This window comes from Geobacillus zalihae (assembly GCF_030414215.1).
Taxonomy (GTDB): Bacteria; Bacillota; Bacilli; order Bacillales; family Anoxybacillaceae; genus Geobacillus; species Geobacillus zalihae.
Window position 1 is genome coordinate 3,388,394 of sequence record NZ_CP129217.1, and the last position, 20,016, is coordinate 3,408,409.

The 20,016-nt window shown below is 55.1% G+C and carries 24 protein-coding genes; all 24 read right to left on the reverse strand.

Translation table 11 applies throughout. The features are described 5' to 3' along the window. Positions 1 to 21: 21 nt before the first annotated feature. Positions 22 to 879, reverse strand: a complete 858-nt coding sequence (gene atpG / locus QWV57_RS17075) for an ATP synthase F1 subunit gamma (RefSeq protein WP_011232826.1) — start codon at positions 877 to 879, stop codon at positions 22 to 24. Between the two features lie 67 nt (positions 880 to 946). After that, positions 947 to 2,455, reverse strand: coding sequence for a F0F1 ATP synthase subunit alpha (gene atpA / locus QWV57_RS17080; RefSeq protein ID WP_074042848.1), 1,509 nt, complete (start codon positions 2,453 to 2,455; stop codon positions 947 to 949). Between the two features lie 24 nt (positions 2,456 to 2,479). Next, positions 2,480 to 3,016, reverse strand: a complete 537-nt coding sequence (locus QWV57_RS17085) for a F0F1 ATP synthase subunit delta (protein ID WP_015376061.1) — start codon at positions 3,014 to 3,016, stop codon at positions 2,480 to 2,482. Next, positions 3,013 to 3,546 carry a F0F1 ATP synthase subunit B gene (locus QWV57_RS17090; RefSeq protein ID WP_190300174.1) on the reverse strand — a complete coding sequence of 178 codons (534 nt, stop codon included), beginning with the start codon at positions 3,544 to 3,546 and terminating at the stop codon, positions 3,013 to 3,015. The genes QWV57_RS17085 and QWV57_RS17090 overlap by 4 nt, the downstream gene beginning before the upstream one ends. A 120-nt stretch (positions 3,547 to 3,666) precedes the next feature. Further along, on the reverse strand, positions 3,667 to 3,885 hold the full coding sequence (gene atpE, locus QWV57_RS17095; RefSeq protein ID WP_011232830.1) for a F0F1 ATP synthase subunit C: 219 nt from the start codon (positions 3,883 to 3,885) through the stop codon (positions 3,667 to 3,669). 67 nt (positions 3,886 to 3,952) lie between these two features. After that, on the reverse strand, positions 3,953 to 4,666 hold the full coding sequence (atpB, locus tag QWV57_RS17100) for a F0F1 ATP synthase subunit A (protein ID WP_015376063.1): 714 nt from the start codon (positions 4,664 to 4,666) through the stop codon (positions 3,953 to 3,955). Between the two features lie 17 nt (positions 4,667 to 4,683). Further along, the gene (locus QWV57_RS17105) at positions 4,684 to 5,067 is read right to left on the reverse strand and encodes an ATP synthase subunit I (RefSeq protein ID WP_015376064.1); all 384 of its coding nucleotides are present in this window, start codon (positions 5,065 to 5,067) and stop codon (positions 4,684 to 4,686) included. A 1-nt stretch (position 5,068) separates the two neighbouring features. Further along, positions 5,069 to 5,293 carry an AtpZ/AtpI family protein gene (locus tag QWV57_RS17110; RefSeq protein WP_015376065.1) on the reverse strand — a complete coding sequence of 75 codons (225 nt, stop codon included), beginning with the start codon at positions 5,291 to 5,293 and terminating at the stop codon, positions 5,069 to 5,071. 303 nt (positions 5,294 to 5,596) lie between these two features. Beyond that, the gene (gene upp / locus QWV57_RS17115) at positions 5,597 to 6,226 is read right to left on the reverse strand and encodes a uracil phosphoribosyltransferase (protein WP_011232835.1); all 630 of its coding nucleotides are present in this window, start codon (positions 6,224 to 6,226) and stop codon (positions 5,597 to 5,599) included. A 151-nt stretch (positions 6,227 to 6,377) separates the two neighbouring features. Then, a complete protein-coding gene (gene glyA / locus QWV57_RS17120; protein WP_015376066.1) occupies positions 6,378 to 7,616 on the reverse strand; it encodes a serine hydroxymethyltransferase in 1,239 nt (412 codons plus the stop codon). Between the two features lie 92 nt (positions 7,617 to 7,708). After that, positions 7,709 to 8,287 carry a TIGR01440 family protein gene (locus QWV57_RS17125; protein WP_015376067.1) on the reverse strand — a complete coding sequence of 193 codons (579 nt, stop codon included), beginning with the start codon at positions 8,285 to 8,287 and terminating at the stop codon, positions 7,709 to 7,711. A 341-nt stretch (positions 8,288 to 8,628) separates the two neighbouring features. Next, positions 8,629 to 9,075, reverse strand: a complete 447-nt coding sequence (gene rpiB / locus QWV57_RS17130) for a ribose 5-phosphate isomerase B (protein WP_023633289.1) — start codon at positions 9,073 to 9,075, stop codon at positions 8,629 to 8,631. Positions 9,076 to 9,170: 95 nt separating this feature from the next. Beyond that, positions 9,171 to 10,460 carry a methyl-accepting chemotaxis protein gene (locus QWV57_RS17135; RefSeq protein WP_015376068.1) on the reverse strand — a complete coding sequence of 430 codons (1,290 nt, stop codon included), beginning with the start codon at positions 10,458 to 10,460 and terminating at the stop codon, positions 9,171 to 9,173. Positions 10,461 to 10,485: 25 nt separating this feature from the next. Next, positions 10,486 to 10,932: a low molecular weight protein arginine phosphatase gene (locus QWV57_RS17140; RefSeq protein WP_011232840.1), complete on the reverse strand. Its 447-nt coding sequence runs from the start codon at positions 10,930 to 10,932 to the stop codon at positions 10,486 to 10,488. 254 nt (positions 10,933 to 11,186) lie between these two features. Further along, a complete protein-coding gene (locus QWV57_RS17145; RefSeq protein WP_011232841.1) occupies positions 11,187 to 11,738 on the reverse strand; it encodes a manganese efflux pump MntP in 552 nt (183 codons plus the stop codon). Positions 11,739 to 12,150: 412 nt separating this feature from the next. Next, positions 12,151 to 13,218, reverse strand: coding sequence for an L-threonylcarbamoyladenylate synthase (locus QWV57_RS17150; RefSeq protein ID WP_013146615.1), 1,068 nt, complete (start codon positions 13,216 to 13,218; stop codon positions 12,151 to 12,153). Between the two features lie 130 nt (positions 13,219 to 13,348). Further along, positions 13,349 to 14,212: a stage II sporulation protein R gene (spoIIR, locus tag QWV57_RS17155; RefSeq protein WP_015376069.1), complete on the reverse strand. Its 864-nt coding sequence runs from the start codon at positions 14,210 to 14,212 to the stop codon at positions 13,349 to 13,351. A 59-nt stretch (positions 14,213 to 14,271) separates the two neighbouring features. Beyond that, positions 14,272 to 15,153, reverse strand: coding sequence for a peptide chain release factor N(5)-glutamine methyltransferase (gene prmC / locus QWV57_RS17160; protein WP_033005969.1), 882 nt, complete (start codon positions 15,151 to 15,153; stop codon positions 14,272 to 14,274). Continuing rightward, the gene (prfA, locus tag QWV57_RS17165) at positions 15,143 to 16,219 is read right to left on the reverse strand and encodes a peptide chain release factor 1 (protein ID WP_301102143.1); all 1,077 of its coding nucleotides are present in this window, start codon (positions 16,217 to 16,219) and stop codon (positions 15,143 to 15,145) included. The genes prmC and prfA overlap by 11 nt, the downstream gene beginning before the upstream one ends. A 95-nt stretch (positions 16,220 to 16,314) precedes the next feature. After that, positions 16,315 to 16,755 carry a hypothetical protein gene (locus QWV57_RS17170; RefSeq protein ID WP_301100154.1) on the reverse strand — a complete coding sequence of 147 codons (441 nt, stop codon included), beginning with the start codon at positions 16,753 to 16,755 and terminating at the stop codon, positions 16,315 to 16,317. A gap of 135 nt (positions 16,756 to 16,890) precedes the next feature. Beyond that, entirely contained in the window at positions 16,891 to 17,073 is a 183-nt protein-coding gene (locus QWV57_RS17175) for a hypothetical protein (RefSeq protein WP_014196961.1), read from the reverse strand. 17 nt (positions 17,074 to 17,090) lie between these two features. Continuing rightward, entirely contained in the window at positions 17,091 to 17,714 is a 624-nt protein-coding gene (locus tag QWV57_RS17180) for a thymidine kinase (RefSeq protein WP_074042862.1), read from the reverse strand. A 401-nt stretch (positions 17,715 to 18,115) separates the two neighbouring features. Then, a complete protein-coding gene (gene rpmE, locus QWV57_RS17185) occupies positions 18,116 to 18,316 on the reverse strand; it encodes a 50S ribosomal protein L31 (RefSeq protein WP_011232848.1) in 201 nt (66 codons plus the stop codon). Positions 18,317 to 18,573: 257 nt separating this feature from the next. Continuing rightward, positions 18,574 to 19,848, reverse strand: coding sequence for a transcription termination factor Rho (gene rho / locus QWV57_RS17190; protein ID WP_020754397.1), 1,275 nt, complete (start codon positions 19,846 to 19,848; stop codon positions 18,574 to 18,576). Between the last annotated feature and the right edge of the window lie 168 nt (positions 19,849 to 20,016).

Sequence of the window (20,016 nt, forward strand, 5' to 3'; positions counted from 1 at the left end):
CCCTCCTAACTTGCTAGTCCCCTATTGCAAGGCGTTTGCTCCGGCGACAATTTCCGTAATTTCTTGCGTAATCGCCGCTTGCCGAGCGCGGTTGTAGGAAAGCGTCAATGTGCGAATGAGCTCGTTCGCATTGTCCGTTGCGTTCTTCATCGCCGTCATGCGGGCGGCGTGTTCGCTTGCTTTTGCATCGAGCAATGCGCCGTAAATGAGGCTTTCCGCATACTGCGGCAATAAGACGTCCAAAATTTCTTCTTGCGACGGTTCAAATTCGTACACCGTGCGCTGCTTATTCTCCGCCAAGTCAGTGAGCGGCAGAAGCTTCCGTTCCGTCACCTCTTGCTGGATCGCGCTCACGTAATGGTTGTAATACATATACAGCTCGTCAAACGTACCGTCGGCGAATAACCCAACCGTTTTGCGGGCGATTTCTTTAATATCGGCAAACGACGGCTGGTCCGGCAAGCGGGTGATGTCGAGAATGACCGGCATGTTCCGCTTGCGGAAAAAGCTCAACCCGACGCGGCCGATGACGATGATCGCATATTCGTCCGGAGAAGCATGGCGTTTTTGGATCGTTTGGTACACGAGGCGCAGCACGTTGCTGTTGTACGCGCCAGCCAGACCGCGATCCGACGTGATCACGAGATACCCGGTTTTTTTCACCGGGCGCGAAACGAGCATCGGATGCGAAGCCCCCCCGGCGCCAAGCGCCACATTGGCCACGACTTCTTGAATTTTCTCCATATATGGAACGAACGATTTCGCGTTTTGCTCCGCTCGGTTCAGCTTCGACGTCGAGACCATTTCCATCGCTTTTGTAATTTGGCTTGTCTTCTTCGTCGCATTGATGCGCGTTTTAATATCGCGTAACGATGCCAAAGGTTTCACCACCTTTTTGCTGCACGGGTTCTAACAGGCGTGAGGGGGCGATATGCCCCCGCCGGCCTTATTGTGAAACGACAAACGTTTTCTTGAACGCTTCGATCGCTTTATTGAGATCGTCTTCGTTCGGAAGATCTTTCGTCGTGCGGATGTGCTCAAGCAAGTGTTGGCCGTTTTGGTCGAGCCACAAGTAAAACTCTTTCTCGAAACGGCGCACATCTTCAACCGGAATGTCGTCCAAAAAGCCGCGCGTCAATGCATAGATGATCAACACTTGTTTTTCGACCGGAATCGGCTGATGCAAATCTTGCTTCAGCACTTCGACCGTGCGCGCCCCGCGGGCGAGCTTCGCTTGCGTCGCCTTGTCGAGGTCGGAGCCGAATTGGGCGAACGCCTCCAGCTCACGGTAAGCGGCCAAGTCCAAACGGAGCGTCCCGGCTACTTTTTTCATCGCTTTGATTTGCGCTGCCCCACCGACGCGCGAAACGGACAACCCTGCGTTGATCGCTGGGCGGACGCCGGAGAAGAACAAGTCCGATTGCAAGAAAATTTGCCCGTCCGTAATCGAGATGACGTTCGTCGGAATGTACGCGGAAATATCGCCCGCTTGCGTTTCGACGAACGGAAGCGCGGTCAAGGAACCGCCGCCTTTGGCATCGCTCAATTTCGCTGCGCGCTCAAGCAGGCGGGAGTGCAAGTAGAAAATATCCCCCGGATACGCTTCACGGCCCGGCGGACGGCGAAGCAAGAGCGACAATTCGCGGTATGCCGCGGCTTGTTTCGATAAATCGTCATAGACCACTAACACGTGTTGGCCTTTATACATGAAATACTCGCCCATCGCCACACCGGCATACGGCGCCAAGAACAAAAGCGGAGCCGGCTGCGACGCCGAGGCGGTGACGACGATCGTATAGTCGAGCGCGCCGTGTTTGCGGAGCGTTTCGACAACGGTGCGGACCGTCGATTCTTTTTGCCCGATGGCGACATAAATACAAATCATGTTTTGGTCTTTTTGGTTGATGATCGTGTCAATGGCGACGGACGTTTTCCCCGTTTGCCGGTCGCCGATGATGAGCTCGCGCTGGCCGCGGCCGATCGGCACGAGCGCGTCGATCGCTTTAATCCCGGTTTGCAGCGGCTCATGCACCGATCTCCGGTCCATAACGCCCGGCGCACGGCTTTCAATCGGGCGCGTTTCCGTCGTTTCCACCGGCCCTAATCCGTCAACAGGCTGACCGAGTGGGTTGACGACGCGGCCGATGAGCGCTTCCCCAACGGGCACTTCCATGATCCGGCCCGTACGGCGCACTTCGTCCCCTTCTTTAATGCCGGTGTACGGTCCTAAAATAACGATACCGACGTTGTTTTCTTCCAAGTTCAACGCCATGCCCATCACGCCGTTGGCAAATTCAACAAGCTCGCCGGACATGACGTTATCGAGCCCATGAGCGCGCGCGATCCCGTCGCCGACTTGGATGACGGTTCCGACATCGCTCACTTGGATTTGCGATTCATAGTTTTCAATCTGCTGCTTAATGAGCGCGCTGATTTCTTCCGCTCGAATGCTCATGCCTTTCACCCCTGTCTTCAAATGTTAGCCGATCAGCTGCCGCCGAATCCGTTCAAGCTGCCCGCTGACGCTGCCGTCGTAAATGCGGTTGCCGATGCGCAGCCTCACGCCGCCGATGAGTTCCGGATCAATGATGTTTTCAATCTCAAGCGTCTGTTTGCCGACTTTTTGGGCAAAGACGTCGGAAAGCGCCCGCAGTTCTTCGTCCGTCAACGGCCGCGCCGAATAGGCGACCGCCTTGGCGATGCCGCGCGCATCGTCGACGAGGGCGAGAAACTGTTCCGCCAGCTCGGGCACAAGGCCGAAGCGATGGCGCTCCAGAAGAAGGAGAAGCGTGTTTTGCACCGGAGTGGACACACCGGCGAACGCTTCGCGGATGAGCGCTTTTTTCTGATCCAAGGAAAGTTTCGGATACGAAAGAAGCGATAAAAACTCGCCGTTTTCCGCCAACGCCTGGCGCACGGCGCGAACATCTTCTTCGATTCGATCAAGCTGTCCTTGTTCGAGCGCGATTTGGAACAAAGCGGACGCGTACCGTTTGGCGATCACTTCTTGGTTCATCGCGCTCCTCCTACCTCTTGAACGTCTTTGATGTACGCTTCGATCAGCTTGCGTTGATCTTGCTCGGTCAGCTCTTTTTCAATCACTTTTGAGGCGATCAAGACAGACAACGAGGCCACTTGTTCACGGAGCGCGGCCATCGCCTGTTCTTTTTCACGCTCGATTTCTTTTTTCGCCGCTTCTTTCACCCGTTCCGCTTCCGCACGGGCCGAGGCGACAATTTGTTCTTTCTGCTCTTCAGCCAGCTTGCGCGCGTTTTCAATGAGCGCTTGCGCTTCTTGGCGCGACTGCTTCATCAGTTCGCGCTGTTCTTCAAGAAGTTTTTCTGCTTCTTGACGGCGTTTTTCCGCCTGGTCGATTTCGTTCGCGATATGTTCTTCACGTTGTTTCATGATATTCATTAACGGCTGCCAAGCGAATTTGCGCAGCAAGGCCAGCAAAATAATGAACATCAGCAATTGGTAAATAATCGTGCCGCCGCTGATGCCATGCGCCGCTTCGCCGAGCACCCATACGTTTGCCTTCCACAACACCGCGTTTCACTCCTTTCGACAGCTATCGCACCGATGCGGTCTCGCAAAACCGCACATAAAGGAATGGCGAAGGTGGTCGTTGACACGAACTTCGCCATCACTTTCCATATCGATTTCTTATCGACCTAAGTAAATGAACGAGAAGACGACACCGATGATCGGAAGCGCCTCAACCAACGCAACCCCGATGAACATCGTCGTTTGCAAAACCGGACGCAATTCTGGTTGACGAGCAATCCCTTCAATGGTACGGCTGACGATCAACCCGTTGCCGATGCCGGCGCCTAACGCCCCCAAACCTACCGCAATCGCAGCTGCAAGTACACCCAAACTCATGTTGATAGATCCTCCTTCACCATGTTAAAGTAATGTTTCAAGTCCTTAATGAAATGATAAGGAATGCTCAATGGTCATGACTGACCTTATGAGCCATATAAACCATGGTTAACATCGTAAAAATGAACGCCTGAATCGTTCCGACAAAAATACTGAACGCTTGCCACACCATCATCGGAATGGCTGCGCCAACAGCGCCAAGCACACCGTAATGCGTGCCAAGGCTGGCGAGCAAGCCAAGCAAAATTTCCCCGGCGTAAATGTTCCCGAAAAGACGCAAACCGAGCGTCAGCGTGTTGGCAAACTCTTCGATGATTTTAAGCGGGAACAACCAGGCGACTGGACGGGTGTAATCGCGCAAATAGTCGGATGCCCCTTTCATTTTCACCCCATAGTAGTGGGTGAGGGCGACGACCATCACCGCCAGCGTCAACGTAACGGTCGCATCCGCGGTCGGCGATTTCCACCAAAGTTCGCCGTTGACATGGACGGAAAACGGCAGTCCAAGCATATTGGCCACAAACACATACATGATGAGCGTGACCCCCAGCGTCAAAAAGCGGCCGCCCGTTTGCCAATCCATCGTGCTGTTAATGATGCCTCTAACAAAGTCAAAGACCCACTCCATAAAGTTTTGCATCCCCGTCGGGCGCAGCTGAAGCGAGCGAGTAGCCGCAACAGCAATGATGAAAACGATCAAACAGGTGATCGTAATCATCAACATATCAGATAAATTAAACGTAAGGCCTAAAAATTCGACAAGCGGCGCTTTATGCTCCATCCTCTCTCACCTCGCTTTCATGCCTGCAGCTTGTCGTTTTTCCATTTGTGAAAGAAGAAATCTATTATAATGACAATGTAGGATGTCATTAATCCCAAAACGGTTGGCACGATATGAAAATATTGCGGATACGTCAGAACAATGACAGCAGCCAATGCGGCAAGCGCCAAACGCGATAAGGTGCCTAATGTGCGCACTTTTTTGCGCGCCGCCACCGCTTGTCCGAATTTTTCGATTTTCCAGGTTAAGTTCCAAACCATGAGGAGGCTGATCGATGTGCCGAGAATCAAGCTGAGAAAAACGGTTTTATACGGCGTAAATCCAAAGCCGAGCGTATAGATGGCGAGCAAATACAATATGTATCGAACTTGCCGCCAAAACATCGCTTGAAGATTTCCCATTTTATTGCTCCCCAGAGAAATATTGGCGGATCAAGCGCAACATCGCATACACGCCGGCCGCCAGTCCAAGCAAAAGGCCGACGATCAAAAAGATCGGCTCGGTGCCAAATCGATCATCGATCCATCTCCCGCCGAAAACGCCGACCAAAATCGAACCAACAAGTTGGGAGACGATGGCGGACATCAACGCCATGGCTTGAAACGGGTGGCGCTGTTTTGGGGACATGCCAACACACCCTTTAACATAATGAAAACCTTCTCAATCTACCCCTTGTAAAGGATACAATACGGCCTGGTCAATGTCAATGTGTTTCCACGTAAAACCTCATTCACATAGGGCAAATATTAATAATTTGTGACAATTTCTCATTTTCTTCTCACAATGATGATGTATAATGATATATTTTATTTTTAGCCTATTTTCCTTTTCATGATTCGATGCAAGCGCTTAACTGACGCATGGGCAAGGCACCCTCTCCACCGCTCGATGGAATGCGAACCCCGCGCGGCGCGGGGCGCCTTGCAGCTGTTATTTTGTGCCAAACAGCCGATCGCCGGCGTCGCCAAGACCAGGGACAATATAGCCGTGGTCGTTCAACCGCTCATCAAGGGCAGCGATGTAAATGTCCACATCCGGGTGGGCCGTTTCCACCGCTTTGACTCCTTCCGGCGCCGCGATCAGGCACATAAATTTAATGCTTTTCGCACCCCGCTTTTTCAGCGCATCGATCGCCGCCACCGCTGATCCGCCGGTTGCGAGCATCGGGTCGACGATGATAAAATCGCGCTCTTCGACATCGCTCGGCAGCTTGACGTAATATTCGACCGGCTTTAATGTTTGGGGATCGCGGTACAAGCCGATATGGCCGACTTTCGCCGCCGGGATGAGCTTCAGGATGCCGTCAACCATGCCGATGCCGGCGCGCAAAATCGGAATGACGCCCAGTTTTTTGCCGGCGATCACTTTCGCTCTGGCTTTACTGACGGGGGTTTCGATCTCGACTTCCTCAAGCGGCAGATCACGTGTAATTTCAAACGCCATCAACGTCGCCACTTCGTCGACAAGCTCGCGAAATTCTTTCGTGCCCGTATTCTTGTCGCGAATGTAGGTCAATTTATGCTGGATGAGCGGATGATCAAAGACGTACACTTTTCCCATGGGTCAACTCTCCTCTTCCGTATGTATGCGCTGCACTTCTATACATTCTACTGGAAAACGAGCGCCTATTCAACTGCCGAACGAACGGAAAAAGGCGCACCGCCAAATCCGGAGGCGGTGCACCGTACGGTTTCGGACGAAGCGGCGGCGCTTAGTCTTGATAGAGCGGAAACTTTTCTGTCAAAGCGGCGACGCGTTGGCGCGCTTCCTCAAGCGCTTGTTCGCTGCCGACGTTTTTCAGCACAAGGCCGATGATGGCGGCGATTTCGTCCATCTCTTCCAATCCGAAGCCGCGCGTCGTGACCGCGGCCGTGCCGATGCGGATGCCGCTTGTGACAAACGGGCTTTCCGGATCGTACGGAATCGTGTTTTTGTTGACCGTAATCCCGACCTCATCGAGCACTTTCTCCGCCGTTTTCCCGGTCAGTTGCTGCGGGCGCAAATCGACAAGCAGCAAATGGTTGTCCGTGCCGCCGGAAATGAGGGTGAATCCTTCGTTTTGCAAGGCGGCTGCGAGCCGTTTGGCATTCTCCACGACGCGCTTCGCGTAGACTTTAAAGTCGTCTTGCAGCGCTTCACCGAGCGCGACGGCTTTCGCGGCAATAACATGCATGAGCGGGCCGCCTTGAATGCCAGGGAAAATCGCTTTGTCGATCTGTTTGGCGAACTGCTCTTGGCATAAAATCATCCCGCCGCGCGGACCGCGCAGCGTTTTGTGCGTCGTCGTCGTAACGAAATGGGCGTACGGAACCGGGTTCGGATGAACACCTGCCGCAACAAGACCGGCAATATGGGCCATGTCAACCATTAAATAGGCGCCGACTTCATCGGCAATCTCGCGGAACTTGGCGAAGTCGATGATGCGGGGATAAGCGCTCGCGCCGGCGACGATCAACTTCGGCCGGTGAAGGCGCGCTTTTTCGCGCACGTCGTCATAGTCAATGACATGCGTTTTTGGATCGACGCCGTATTCGACAAAATGGTACTGAATGCCGCTGAAATTGACCGGGCTGCCGTGCGTCAAATGGCCGCCGTGCGACAAGTTCATGCCAAGCACCGTGTCGCCGTGCTCCAAAACAGTGAAATAAACGGCCATGTTCGCCTGCGCCCCCGAGTGCGGCTGGACATTCGCATGTTCCGCTCCGAACAATTGCTTTGCCCGCTCGCGCGCCAACTCTTCGACGATGTCGACATATTCACAACCGCCGTAGTAGCGGCGTCCCGGATAGCCTTCCGCATATTTGTTCGTCAAAACCGACCCTTGCGCTTCCATGACCGCGCGGCTGACAAAGTTTTCCGAGGCGATCAGTTCAATTTTCGCATGCTGCCGCTTCCGCTCTTGCTCAATAGCGGCGAACACTTGCGGATCTTGTTGTGGCAAGTAATTCATCAATAGCTCCCCCTTATGCGAAATCAGTGAATATTCGTTTTTATTTTATCAGCTTCAGCTAGGCAAATTCAAAGAAAAAATGAATGAAACCGCTAGAAAGAACAGGAATCATTCGGATTTTCCAACGAGTAGACCGCTCGGGCGCCGCCGATCAGCTTCGGCCGCGTTTTCGCCAGCGTCACGCACGCCGATCCAATGTGCTTCACCGAAACGCGCACGGGAACGGCAACCGGCTTCAAATGCATGCCGATGAGCGTATGGCCGATGTCAATGCCGGCATCGGCGCGAATCGCCTCGACAACGACCGGGTCAGCGAACGTTCGATAGGCGTAGGCGGCCATCGCCCCACCCGCTTTCGGCACCGGAACGACCGAAACGATCTCCAGCCCGTGAGTTTTGGCGGTTTCCCGTTCGACAACAAGCGCCCGGTTTAAATGTTCACAACATTGAAACGCGAGCGCAATGCCGGTTTCGCGCCGCCACGCGTCAAGCTCGGCAAACAGCATGGCGGCAACGTCCATCGATCCAGCCGTGCCGATCCGCTCGCCAAGCACCTCGCTCGTACTGCAGCCGATCACAACGACATCGCCGCGGCCAAGCGGCGCCTGTTGGCGAAACTCATGCAAGATGGCTTGCCATTGCTGCCGCCATTCGGTCAATCGTGCGTCCATTCCCTTCCCTCCTTCGCACGGTGTGCCCCACACGATCCTTGACGAACACTAGAAGTCTGGTGATGTAACGAAAAATGCGGCTCCATCACGTTGCTTTTCAAATGGAGAAACCTTATACATGCTGCTCTTCCTTCACTTGAGAATCATCCATTTCAAAAAAACGGCTGTTTTTCAATGGCCTTCTAGTATTTTCACCAATGATTCGCGAAAGATGAACAGCGTTTGTTGTGAACATCGCCGAATTCCCAGCCTTTGCGCTGCTGCCCTCATGAAGCTAGACGCCCACACCTTTCGCTTATGGCCCACAGGCCGCATCCGCTCCGATGCGGCCCTGGTTCCGCCTACAAATGCTTGTTTTCATAGTCGGCGATTTTGCCGATTCGCCGCGCATGGCGTCCGCCTTCAAATTCGGTCTCAAGCCATGCCTTGGCGATTTCGCGCGCCAGGCCGGGGCCGATGACGCGCTCCCCCATCGCGAGAATGTTGCTGTCGTTATGCATGCGCGTCAGCTTGGCGCTGTAGACGTCGTGGCAAAGGGCGCAGCGCACCCCTTTCACTTTGTTGGCGGCGATCGTCATGCCGATGCCGGTGCCGCAGATCAAAATGCCGCGATCAAATTCGCCGCGCGCCACTTTTTCAGCGACGGGAAGCGCGTAATCCGGGTAATCGACCGATGTTTCACAATCGCAGCCAAAATCGGTGTACTCGATTCCCATTTCATCCAACAGTGCTTTAATTTCCTCACGAATGCGAATTCCACCATGGTCAGAAGCAATAGCGACTTTCATCACGTTCGGGCGGGGAGCCCTAGGCTTCGCAGTGATAGCGAAAGCCAGGGAGGAATCGCCCTTCCTCCTTTCGATGAATCATATTTGCATGTGCATCAACGGGTGCGGAACCGGGCGACAGCCGCCTGCAATTGTTCGGCCTGTTCAACCAACTCGCCAGCCAGTTTATGCACATCGTTGATCGATGCGGCCTGCTCCTCGGTCGCCGCCGCAACTTCGAGCGCGCCGGCGGACGTCTGCTCAGCAATCGCCGCCACTTCTTGCGTCTGCGCCGCGGCCCGCTCCATATGCCCCATTTGACGCTTCGCCAGCTCAGCGATGTCATGGACGGCGCGGATCACTTCATCAGCTGAGGCCGCCATGGCCGCAATGGCCTCATTCGTGCGCTCCCCTTTCGCCGCCTCAGCGTTGGCAGCAGCCACCTGCTTGTCCATTTGCGCCACCACACGGGCGACTTCATTTTGAATGTTGCCGACCAGTTCCGCGATTTTCTTGACCGCCTTGGCGCTCTCATCAGCCAGCTTGCGCACTTCCTCAGCGACGACGGCAAACCCCCGGCCGTGCTCGCCGGCGCGGGCTGCCTCAATGGAAGCATTGAGCGCAAGCAAGTTCGTCTGTTCAGCGATGTCCGCGACAAGCAACGTAATGTTGCCGATTTGATTGGCGTGTGCTTCGAGCTGCTTGACAGCCGCCCGCGACCGTTCTTGATCGTCAGCCAGCTGATCGATGCCGCTGACAAGCGAATGGATGATATCGCGGCTTGCCTTCAGCGTTTCGGCCATCCCATATACCGACTGTTCCGCACGCTCGGCTGTTTCTTTTACTTGTACTGCGATGGCGAGCACATCCTCGGCCGCCGCAGCCGCCTCTTGAATCGCCTCGGCCGAAGACGCCGCCCCTTTGGAAATGTCGTCAATGGTCGCTGCAATATCGCGTGCACGGTTTGACGCTGTTTCGGACGCCTGCCTCATTTCCGCCGTCTTTTCAGTCGTGCGCGCTGCGCTCTCTTCCACATTGGCGACGACTGCGCGCAAATGGCCGAGCATCCGGTTGAACGCGACAGCCAGCGAGCGAATTTCGTCATGGGAAGAGGGCAGCGGAACATCCTCATCGATATGCCCTTCCGTCGCCTTTGCCGCCGCTTCCTCGAGCCGTTGCAGCGGCCTTGTAATCCAGCCAGCGGCCAAATAGGCAAGCACTCCGGACCAAAAGATGCCAAGGAGCAACACGATCATCGTGAACACGCTTTTGTTCCATGAGGCGAACCACTGATCATACAAAACGTACAAGAAAAAGGCGCTCGTTGAATACGTGATCAGCGCCAACGCTGTCGTAAAGACGACGAGCTTCAGGCGCAAACCGAACCGATGACTTGTCCCCCCCATTTGTGTTCCCCCTCACTTCTTTACCTCATTGTTCTGTTTGCAACTTTTCCGCCAAGCGGTCAATGAGCGTCTCCAGCTCATCGCGCGCCGCCCGGTACACTTCAATCGGCCCGCCGAACGGATCGGCGATGTCGCCGTCTGTTCCCGAGACGAACTGCTTCAACGTAAACGTTTTGTCCTTCGCTTCTGGGAAACGCTCGACGATCATTTCTTTATGGCCGGATGTCATCGCCAGCACGTGCGTCGCCCAGTCGATATGCTCTTTTTTCAGCTGCGAGGAGCGGTGGGCCGCTTCGATTCCTTTTTCCTTCAACACCGTCTTGGCGTGAACCGACGCCTCGCTCCCTTCCGCCGCAAACACGCCGGCCGATTTCACCTCGACGCCTGGCAGCTGCTTATTCTCCAACAATGCAGCGGCCATCGGGCTTCGGCACGTATTGCCCGTGCAGACGAACAAAATGCGGTATGGCATACAACCACCTCTTCACATCAATGACTTACCATCAATATACCATAGGGAAAAGAGCAAAAAAAGGCTCTTCACCACAACATGTACTTGACAAGCAATGCGGTTTCCTGCGTAAGGATAGGCAAAAAGTGCTGATTTTCCCTCACAAGCGTAAATAGGGTATGTTCAGAAAAAATCAAGTACAACTTTTGGTGAAGAGCCGCAAAAAAAGCAGGCAGTCCGCTTTTTTCCACTGAAGGAAAACCGCCTGCCGCCGTTTATAGAAAAAGCAGCTTGAGCCCGAACGCCAGCAAAATGCTGCCGCCGAGCGCTTCGCTGTAAGAACCGAGCCATTGCTGAAAATGGCGGCCGACAAAAAGCCCAACCCATGTCAGCACCATGCTGAACAGACCAAACAGCAAAATCGTCACCATCGTCCGCGCTCCGAAAATGCCGAGGCTCAGCCCGACGGAAAAGCTGTCTAGGCTGACGCTGAACGCAAAAAAAAGCAACCCCACCCCACGCGGAAACAGCGGTGAGCCATCGTCCCTCCGGAACGAGGCGATGATCATTTGCCCGCCAAGCCATAACAGCAGCGCCCCGCCCGCGTATGTCGCGACACTTCCGAACTCGCGCGACAGCAGGCGGCCGACCGCCATGCCAGCAAGCGGCATGAGAATATGAAACAAGCCGATCGTCAACCCGATATAAAACATTTGCCGCAGCCGGAGGCGCAACAGCCCCATTCCTAAAGCGACTGAAAACGCGTCCATGCCCAGCGCCAGCGCCATCATTGACAGCGCGATGATTTCGCCGATGAATGCGCCCATGTTTCTTCCCTCCCGGACCGGCCTTATTGCTAAACATATGCACGTCCAGGGCAGTTTAGAAGCAGAGCGGGCAGCCAATGGGCGCCGCCTGATTGACGGGCGGACGGAAAAGAAAAAACCGGTCCACAACAGACCGGTTTCGCGCTTGGAAACGGCATCCCCCAAATCCTCTAGTTGCCATTTGAACCTTACCGTTTGCAGAGCCGTTTTCTCGACTATCGCACGACCGAACAACGCCGCTTCCAAACCCATACATGGATCTGTGAAGCGCGTTTCCGTTCGGTCTTCCGTCACGCCAAGGCGCGACGAAGAAGCCTGCGGCTTGCCTCCGACCGTCAAAAAATAGACAAGCTGCTTTTTCGACCAGGATACGTGAAACTTGTTCACTGCATCTATACAGACGGCCGTCCTTTCATTTCCGCTGTTCGCTGATGGCGCGTCCGCCGGCTGCTTTGCGGAGCCGGTTCATGATCGCCGCGCCGATTCCTTCTTCCGGAAACGCCTCGCTGTAAATGAGATCGACGTTCGTTTCATCAAATCGGCGCAGCGTGTCGTACAGCCGGCTCGCGACCGTCTCAAGCGCCTGGCGCGTTCCGCACGGCAGCACGACATCGGCCGCATACTGATCCCGGTTCTCCTCGGTCGTCAACACGCCGACCGTTTTCCCTTCCGCCCGGCTTTCATCGACAAGCCGCTGCAAAAACGCGGGCGGGCCGGCGACGATCCAAAGCGGCGCTTTCGGCGCATAATGCGTATATTTCATCCCCGGCGCTTTCGGCGCCGCCTCGTCATCCACAGCAGCGGCCTCTTCAACGCGGCCGATCGCTTCAATAAGCGCCTCTTTCGTCACTCCTCCCGGGCGCAAAATCGTCGGCACGCCCCCACTGCAATCGAGCACCGTCGATTCAACGCCCACGCCGGTCGGCCCGCCGTCGATCACCCCGGCGATCCGCCCGTCTAAATCGGCAAGCACGTGCGCCGCCGTCGTCGGACTCGGCCTTCCTGACCGATTCGCGCTCGGGGCGGCCAACGCCAAGCCGCTCGCCTCGATCAACGCCAGCGCCAGCGGGTGATCCGGCATGCGCACCGCCACCGTCGGCAGCCCGGCCGTCACCCGTTCAGACACCGCTTTGGCCCGTTTTGGCAATACTAACGTGAGCGGCCCCGGCCAAAACCGCTCCATCAACGTTTTCGCCATCGGTGGGATCGAGGCGGCTACCGCCTCCGCTTGGGCCATGCTGGCGACATGAACGATGAGCGGATTGTCGCTCGGCCGCCCTTTGGCGGCGAAAATTTTTTCCACCGCGGCTGTATTGGCCGCATCAGCCCCCAACCCGTACACCGTTTCCGTCGGGAATGCGATAACTTCCCCGGCCCGCAGCCATTCAACCGCCTCTCGTATTTGTGGATAAACTTGCTGTTTATCAACAATATTATCCACAACCCAAACACGCGTTTTCAATCGTTTCACCTTCTCCATCGCCGTGATTCGCCTTGAAAATGGCGGCTTTTTTTTACAAGCGTCAGATCGCCGCCCGATGCCTTTCCACAGTTATACACAAATTGTGAATAAACTTGTTATTTTTGTGGATAACTTTGTGGATAGATGCTTATGGAATGAGATGGCTGAGCCACTCTTTGAAGAAAAATTTGACTTCCACCGGCTGTTCCGGCTCGGCCATGACGACGAAGGACGATTCTTGATCATCAGTGTGCCCTTTGTCCTTCTCGCCATCCGCATGGATGGACGAAGCGGCGCGATCTTCGGTTTCCGCCATCGCACCCCTCTCCTCTTTCGGTTCGTCCCGCTCGATGGCCTGCTCGCCGCTTCGCATCGCCTCAGCTTCCGCTTCGGCCGACTCGCTGTTCTGCTTCGACCCGGCTTCCATTGACCGGACGCTCCCAGCCGACACCGGTTCATTCGTTCCGGCAGGCGATCGGTTCGCCGCCATCATGACGGCATCGCTGTTGGAAAAATCGAGAAAACAAAGCGGCGGGAACAGAACGCACCACCAGTTTGCTCCTTTTCCTTCCCCAAGCGTGATCAGCACGGCATCATAGATGCCAGCCGGATATACGTAGTTGCCGTACACTTTCGTCGGAAAATGAACCGGGCCAAACTCCACTTTGTACGTTTGATCGCTTTGTTCATCGCGCAACACGCGGGCGACCGTCCGCTCGATGTCCGGCAGGTGAGAGCGGATGACGCGCTTTGCTTCCTCAAACGAAGTGAGTTCGGCCACCCAGCCGTTGATTTGCGCATTGACCGCATCACGCACTTTTCGCTTCAATTGTTGGTCTTCATCGGCGTCGCTGTTGGCTAAAATGCGCAGGCGGATTGCCTCATCAGGGATGGCGACCGCCGCGTTCGCCCCGGCGTCCGTCTTGTGGCCGTACAGCTCGACGAGTACGCCTGTCGTTAATAGAATGATATATAAACATATGGCAATGGCATTTCCTTTGATGGTCATCATCGGCACCGTCCTTTCACCTTTCATTGTGGACGGCGCCGCTCGTTTTTAAACCTATCAATCTAACACGTTTTCCCGTTTTTCGGCCGCGTCATGTACACCATCCGGTCTTTGCCGTTGAGGTCAAAATCGACTTCCACTTCGGCTTCTGGAAACGCTGCGGCCAAGAGCGCCGCCACTGCTTCCCCTTGCCCGGCGCCGACTTCAAAAGCGGCAAGCGCCGGCGCGCCGAGCACAAGCGGCAACTCGCGGGCGAAGCGGCGGTAAAAATCGAGCCCATCGCGGCCGCCAAAGAGCGCCGTGTGCGGCTCATAGTTTTTGACGACCGGGGAAAGCATAGCGGCGTCCGTCTCTGGAATGTACGGTGGATTGGAAACGACGACATCGACCGTCCACCCCATGGCCATGATCGGCTGCAGCAAGTCGCCGCACAAAAATGAAACATTCGCCCCGAGCCGCCGGGCGTTTTCACGGGCGACCGCGAGCGCCGCTTCGGAAATATCGGTTGCGGTCACCGACAACGCTTTGTTCTCCAGCGCCAATGTCACGGCGATCGCCCCGCTGCCAGTGCCGACGTCAACGACATCGATCCGCTTCCGACCAGCAAATAGGCGCGGCACCCGTTTTAGGACGCCAAGCACCAGTTCTTCCGTTTCCGGGCGCGGGATCAACACATGGCGGTTGACAAGAAACGGCCGGCCGTAAAACGATTCATAGCCGATCAAATATTGAATCGGCACATGATCCACCGCATGGCGGCGCACATCGGCCGCAAACCGTTCATATACCGCTTCGTCGACCGGCTCGCGCCAACGGGCGAACAGCCCGGCCCGGTCCACGCCTAAATGGTGGCACAATAGCCACTCTGCCGCCCGCTCCTCTTTTCCGTGGGCGCGCAAAAAAGAAGAAGCCCAGGCGAGGACTTCGTGGACGTTACGACGCATCGTTCGCTTGCTCCAATTTTTTCGCTTGGTCGTCCAAAATGAGCGCCTCGATAATTTCGTCGAGGTGGCCATCGAGCACTTGATCGAGCTTTTGGATCGTCAATCCGATGCGGTGGTCCGTGACGCGGTTTTGCGGGAAGTTGTACGTCCGGATGCGCTCGGAACGGTCGCCGGTGCCGACTGCCTGCTTGCGCGTTTGGTCATATTCGGCGCGCGCTTCTTGCTGGTACTTGTCATAAATGCGGGCGCGCAATACTTTCATCGCTTTTTCTTTGTTTTTGATTTGCGATTTTTCGTCTTGGCACGTGACGACAATGCCGGTCGGAATATGGGTGAGGCGCACGGCCGACATTGTCGTGTTGACGCTTTGCCCACCCGGTCCGCTTGAGGCGAACGTGTCGACGCGAATGTCTTTTTCATTGATTTCGACTTCGATTTCTTCCATCTCCGGCAGGCAGGCGACCGTCGCCGTCGACGTATGGATGCGCCCGCCTGACTCCGTTTCTGGGACGCGCTGGACGCGGTGCGCGCCGTTTTCAAACTTCAGCTTTGAATACGCCCCTTTGCCGTTGATCATAAAAATGATTTCTTTATAGCCGCCGAGGCCGGTCGGGCTCGCTTCGATCACTTCCGTCTTCCACCCTTGCGATTCCGCATAGCGCGTATACATCCGGTACAAGTCGCCGGCAAACAGCGCCGCCTCTTCGCCGCCGGCGGCCGCGCGGATTTCCATAATGACGTTTTTCTCATCGTTCGGATCTTTCGGCAAAAGCAACACTTTCAGCTTTTCAACGAGCGCCTCTTCCCGTTCTTCCAGTTCGCCGATTTCCTCTTTCACCATCTCCCGCAGCTCCGGATCGAGCTTTTCCTCAAGCATCGCCTTCGCTTCCGCGAGTTGCTCGCGAACCGATTTGTATTCGCGGTACGTTTGCACCGTTTCTTCCAAATCCGCCTGCTCTTTCGAATAATCGCGCAGCTTTTTCGGATCGTTGATGACGTCGGGGTCCATCAACAGTTCATTGAGCTTTTCATACCGTTGCTCCACAGCTTCCAACCGATCAAACACATCATTCACCTCTGTTTTTCCCACACAGTCTATTTTTAGATTATAGCATGAAATGAAGCCAAACAAAAACCCCCGCTTTTGGCAAGCGGGAGCTCTCAGTTGACGCGCACGATGATCTCGTATGTGGGGATCGCTTTTGTCAGCAACTTGTCAATGCGTTGCGCCTCGCGCTGCCGCTCCTCGTCAGACAGCTCTTCCGGTGCATCAACGGTCACATACATATTGCCGCCGTGAAACCAAACGGAAACGGGGCGATAGTCGGTGTGCCGCTCGATCAGCTGCATTGCTTTGCGCGTATCGGCGCGCTGATTTTCGCTTCCTTCGGTCAAACTGATGAAGTTCGGATTTTGCCGCGTTTTTTCCGGATCGTCAAAGTTGTTGTACAAGTCGCGGTCGGCATCGATTTTCGGCCGTCCGTCCGTCATCAGCCGCGCGCCGTTTTTGTCCTCGCTTTGCTGGCGGTAGGACGGATGATCCGGAGCGAGCGAACAGGCCGAAAGCAGGAAGATCATTCCTAACAGCCAGATGCGTCTCATCCTTTTTCGCCTCCTTAGCTGTTAGGATGTCCATGATCGCCCGTCAATGATACACGGCAAGCCATAAATCTTTCTGCCATCATTCGTCTATTTTGCGGCGAACGAACAAAAGGGGCAGCCTAGTCAAGCGAACGATCAATGATGAACGAGCCGCATGCCAAACGCTTTTTCCTCCCATAGCGAATGGACGCACGAGACGGGCGAGAATGATGGCGCCGCTTCCGCCCTTCTCGGTCGGCGAAACATACGAATATGCACCGTTTCCATCAACGATGGCTGCGCTTCGCCACTTGGCCGATGAAAGCGGCCAAACAACATCAGTGACCGCCTCACCATCACTCACCCGTATGTCCAGCAAGCGGGCGGTTGTATCGCTTTTTCGGTTTGCCAGGCACTTCATGGTGATGGCGGCAGCGAGGCTCGTACGCCTCGCTGGCGCCGACGAGAATCACCGGATCGTCATAAGAGGCGGGCGCACCGTTAATGAGCCGCTGCGTCCGGCTGGCCGGGGAACCGCATACCGTGCAAACCGCCTGCAGCTTCGTCACCGACTCCGCGATCGCCATCAGCGCCGGCACGGGGCCAAACGGTTCACCGCGAAAATCTTGGTCGAGCCCCGCGGCGATGACGCGGTAGCCGCAATCAGCGAGCGTTTGCACCACATCGATGATGTCGTCGGAAAAAAACTGTACTTCATCGATGGCGACGACGTCGGTGGCGGCGGAAATGTAGCGGAACATTTCCGCCGGCGTCGCGACCGGAATGGCGATCACCGAATTGCCGTTGTGCGACACGACTGCGTCTTCGCTATAACGATTGTCGATCGTCGGTTTGAACACTTTCACTTCCTGCTTGGCAAACTGAGCGCGGCGGACGCGGCGAATCAATTCTTCTGATTTGCCGGAAAACATGCATCCACAAATGACCTCAAGCCAGCCGGACTGCGTCATCACGTACATTGGGGCCTCTCCTTTCACACAACACTGTCCTCAAACCATCGGCCGCTCCTTGCCGTCTGCCATCGCGACGATCAGCGGGATCAGCCTTGTAAGCAACCGGCCTTCCATCTGTATAGATGCAATTTGAAGCTTTACGATTTGCAACTTTTACCGAGTATTTGATCGACTGTCGGGCGACCGAACAACGCCGCTTAAAGACCCATATATGGGTCTGTGAAGCAGGCGGTTGTTCGGTCCTCCGTCACGCCAAGTCGTGACGGAGAAGCCTGTGGCTTTCCTCCGACAGTCGAAAAGGGGCAAACCGCTTTTCCGTCAAAGATATGGTAAACTTCTCCGTTGCATCTATATGCTCTCACGAAAAAGCAGGCAAGTTTCGCTTGCCTGCTTTCGTCACGTCCTTGTTACTTAAGGCCGTATTTTTTATTGAATTTATCCACGCGGCCCGCTGCCGTAACAAATTTTTGTTTGCCCGTGAAGAACGGATGGCATTCCGAGCAAATCTCCACGCGCAGCTCGTCTTTGACCGAACCGCTTTCGAATTCGTTGCCGCATGCGCAACGGACGATGACTTTTTTGTACTCTGGATGGATGCCTTGTTTCATCGTTTTCATCTCCTTCCGCCCTGTATCTTATCGAAACAGAGTGATTCGTAGCATGGAACGCTTCATGCTTATGCGCGCCCGCCCGTTTGGCAAGGCGCAGCGCATGGAACAGCCGGGACTCCACCGAAGCGAACCCGGCCGGTGCAAATCACGGATCGCACAAACCAAAAGGCGATAGCCAAAACACACATGTTAAGATTATAACAGCTTTTCTGTCAGTTTGCAACGGGCGATTCGCGGCAAATTCCGCCAACGGCCTACAGACGGAGCGGGCCGCCCTGTTTCCACTCCTGATCGAGCAAGGCGAAAAACTCTTCGTTTGACTTCGTCCGGCGCAATTTGTTCAAAAACCGCTCGATAAAGTCGGGCGAATCGGCCATCGTTTTGCGGATCGCCCACAGCTTTTCCAAATGTTCTTTTGGGATGAGCAGCTCCTCTTTGCGCGTTCCCGAACGGCGAATGTCAATAGCTGGAAAAATGCGGCGCTCGGCGAGCGAGCGGTCAAGATGGAGCTCCATGTTGCCGGTGCCTTTAAATTCCTCGTAAATGACGTCATCCATGCGCGACCCGGTGTCAATGAGGGCGGTCGCCAAAATCGTCAAGCTGCCGCCTTCTTCGATGTTGCGCGCCGCGCCGAAAAACCGCTTCGGGCGATGAAACGCCGCTGGGTCGATCCCGCCTGAGAGCGTGCGTCCGCTCGGCGGAATGACCAAGTTGTACGCCCGGGCGAGGCGGGTGATGCTGTCCATTAAAATGACGACGTCACGCTTATGCTCAACTAATCGCATCGCCCGTTCTAAGACAAGCTCGGCCACTTTAATATGGTTTTCCGGCACCTCATCAAACGTCGAGCTGACGACATCGCCTTGCACCGACCGCTCGATGTCGGTCACTTCTTCCGGCCGTTCGTCAATGAGCAAGACGATCAACTCGACATCCGGGTGGTTTGTGGTGATGCTGTTGGCAATTTCCTTCAGCAGCATCGTCTTGCCAGCTTTCGGCGGCGCGACGATCAACCCGCGCTGGCCAAAGCCGACGGGAGCGATCAAGTCGATGATGCGGGTCGACAGCTTGTCCGGCGTTGTCTCCAGCTTCATTTGCCGATTCGGGTAAAGCGGCGTTAACGCTGGAAAGTGAACGCGCTCCTTGGCGACTTCCGGGTCTTCGCCGTTGACCGCTTCGACATGAAGCAAGCCGAAGTAGCGTTCATTTTCTTTCGGCGGCCGCACTTTGCCGGATACTTTATCCCCGTTGCGCAAATCAAAACGGCGGATTTGGGAAGCGGAAATGTAAATGTCTTCCGAGCTCGGGGAATAGTTGATCGGGCGCAAAAAGCCGAATCCTTCCGACGGAATGATTTCGAGGATGCCTTCCATGAAAAAGAGGCCGTCTTGTTCGGCACGCGCTTTCAAAATCGCAAAAATAAGCTCCTTTTTCGTCAACTTGCTGTAGTATGAAATTTTGTATTGCTTGGCGAGCTCATACAGCTCCTTCAATTTCATGTTTTCTAGTGCTGCTAACGTTAATTCCATCTTGACACCACACTTTGCAAATTTTCCTATTCTCCCATCGTTCGTGTTCGGACGTATTGGTCATCAATTCGACAGGCGAAGGGATTCATTTCGAAGATGATGAAGGCTGAAATGAAATAAAGAAGTAGAATGGCAGAGCTTATTTTTGCATAAGCAACACGACTATTT

What these genes read in the sequence shown, in the direction of transcription:
- atpA (WP_074042848.1), bottom strand. Translation starts at nt 2,455, where the DNA reads ATGAGCATTCGAGCGGAAGAAATCAGCGCGCTCATTAAGCAGCAGATT.
- QWV57_RS17085 (WP_015376061.1), bottom strand. Translation starts at nt 3,016, where the DNA reads ATGAACCAAGAAGTGATCGCCAAACGGTACGCGTCCGCTTTGTTCCAA.
- atpE (WP_011232830.1), bottom strand. Translation starts at nt 3,885, where the DNA reads ATGAGTTTGGGTGTACTTGCAGCTGCGATTGCGGTAGGTTTGGGGGCG.
- atpB (WP_015376063.1), bottom strand. Translation starts at nt 4,666, where the DNA reads ATGGAGCATAAAGCGCCGCTTGTCGAATTTTTAGGCCTTACGTTTAAT.
- QWV57_RS17105 (WP_015376064.1), bottom strand. Translation starts at nt 5,067, where the DNA reads ATGGGAAATCTTCAAGCGATGTTTTGGCGGCAAGTTCGATACATATTG.
- QWV57_RS17110 (WP_015376065.1), bottom strand. Translation starts at nt 5,293, where the DNA reads ATGTCCCCAAAACAGCGCCACCCGTTTCAAGCCATGGCGTTGATGTCC.
- upp (WP_011232835.1), bottom strand. Translation starts at nt 6,226, where the DNA reads ATGGGAAAAGTGTACGTCTTTGATCATCCGCTCATCCAGCATAAATTG.
- glyA (WP_015376066.1), bottom strand. Translation starts at nt 7,616, where the DNA reads ATGAATTACTTGCCACAACAAGATCCGCAAGTGTTCGCCGCTATTGAG.
- QWV57_RS17125 (WP_015376067.1), bottom strand. Translation starts at nt 8,287, where the DNA reads ATGGACGCACGATTGACCGAATGGCGGCAGCAATGGCAAGCCATCTTG.
- rpiB (WP_023633289.1), bottom strand. Translation starts at nt 9,075, where the DNA reads ATGAAAGTCGCTATTGCTTCTGACCATGGTGGAATTCGCATTCGTGAG.
- QWV57_RS17135 (WP_015376068.1), bottom strand. Translation starts at nt 10,460, where the DNA reads ATGGGGGGGACAAGTCATCGGTTCGGTTTGCGCCTGAAGCTCGTCGTC.
- QWV57_RS17140 (WP_011232840.1), bottom strand. Translation starts at nt 10,932, where the DNA reads ATGCCATACCGCATTTTGTTCGTCTGCACGGGCAATACGTGCCGAAGC.
- QWV57_RS17145 (WP_011232841.1), bottom strand. Translation starts at nt 11,738, where the DNA reads ATGGGCGCATTCATCGGCGAAATCATCGCGCTGTCAATGATGGCGCTG.
- QWV57_RS17150 (WP_013146615.1), bottom strand. Translation starts at nt 13,218, where the DNA reads ATGGAGAAGGTGAAACGATTGAAAACGCGTGTTTGGGTTGTGGATAAT.
- spoIIR (WP_015376069.1), bottom strand. Translation starts at nt 14,212, where the DNA reads ATGATGACCATCAAAGGAAATGCCATTGCCATATGTTTATATATCATT.
- prmC (WP_033005969.1), bottom strand. Translation starts at nt 15,153, where the DNA reads ATGCGTCGTAACGTCCACGAAGTCCTCGCCTGGGCTTCTTCTTTTTTG.
- QWV57_RS17170 (WP_301100154.1), bottom strand. Translation starts at nt 16,755, where the DNA reads ATGAGACGCATCTGGCTGTTAGGAATGATCTTCCTGCTTTCGGCCTGT.
- QWV57_RS17175 (WP_014196961.1), bottom strand. Translation starts at nt 17,073, where the DNA reads ATGTTGTTTGGCCGCTTTCATCGGCCAAGTGGCGAAGCGCAGCCATCG.
- QWV57_RS17180 (WP_074042862.1), bottom strand. Translation starts at nt 17,714, where the DNA reads ATGTACGTGATGACGCAGTCCGGCTGGCTTGAGGTCATTTGTGGATGC.
- rpmE (WP_011232848.1), bottom strand. Translation starts at nt 18,316, where the DNA reads ATGAAACAAGGCATCCATCCAGAGTACAAAAAAGTCATCGTCCGTTGC.
- rho (WP_020754397.1), bottom strand. Translation starts at nt 19,848, where the DNA reads ATGGAATTAACGTTAGCAGCACTAGAAAACATGAAATTGAAGGAGCTG.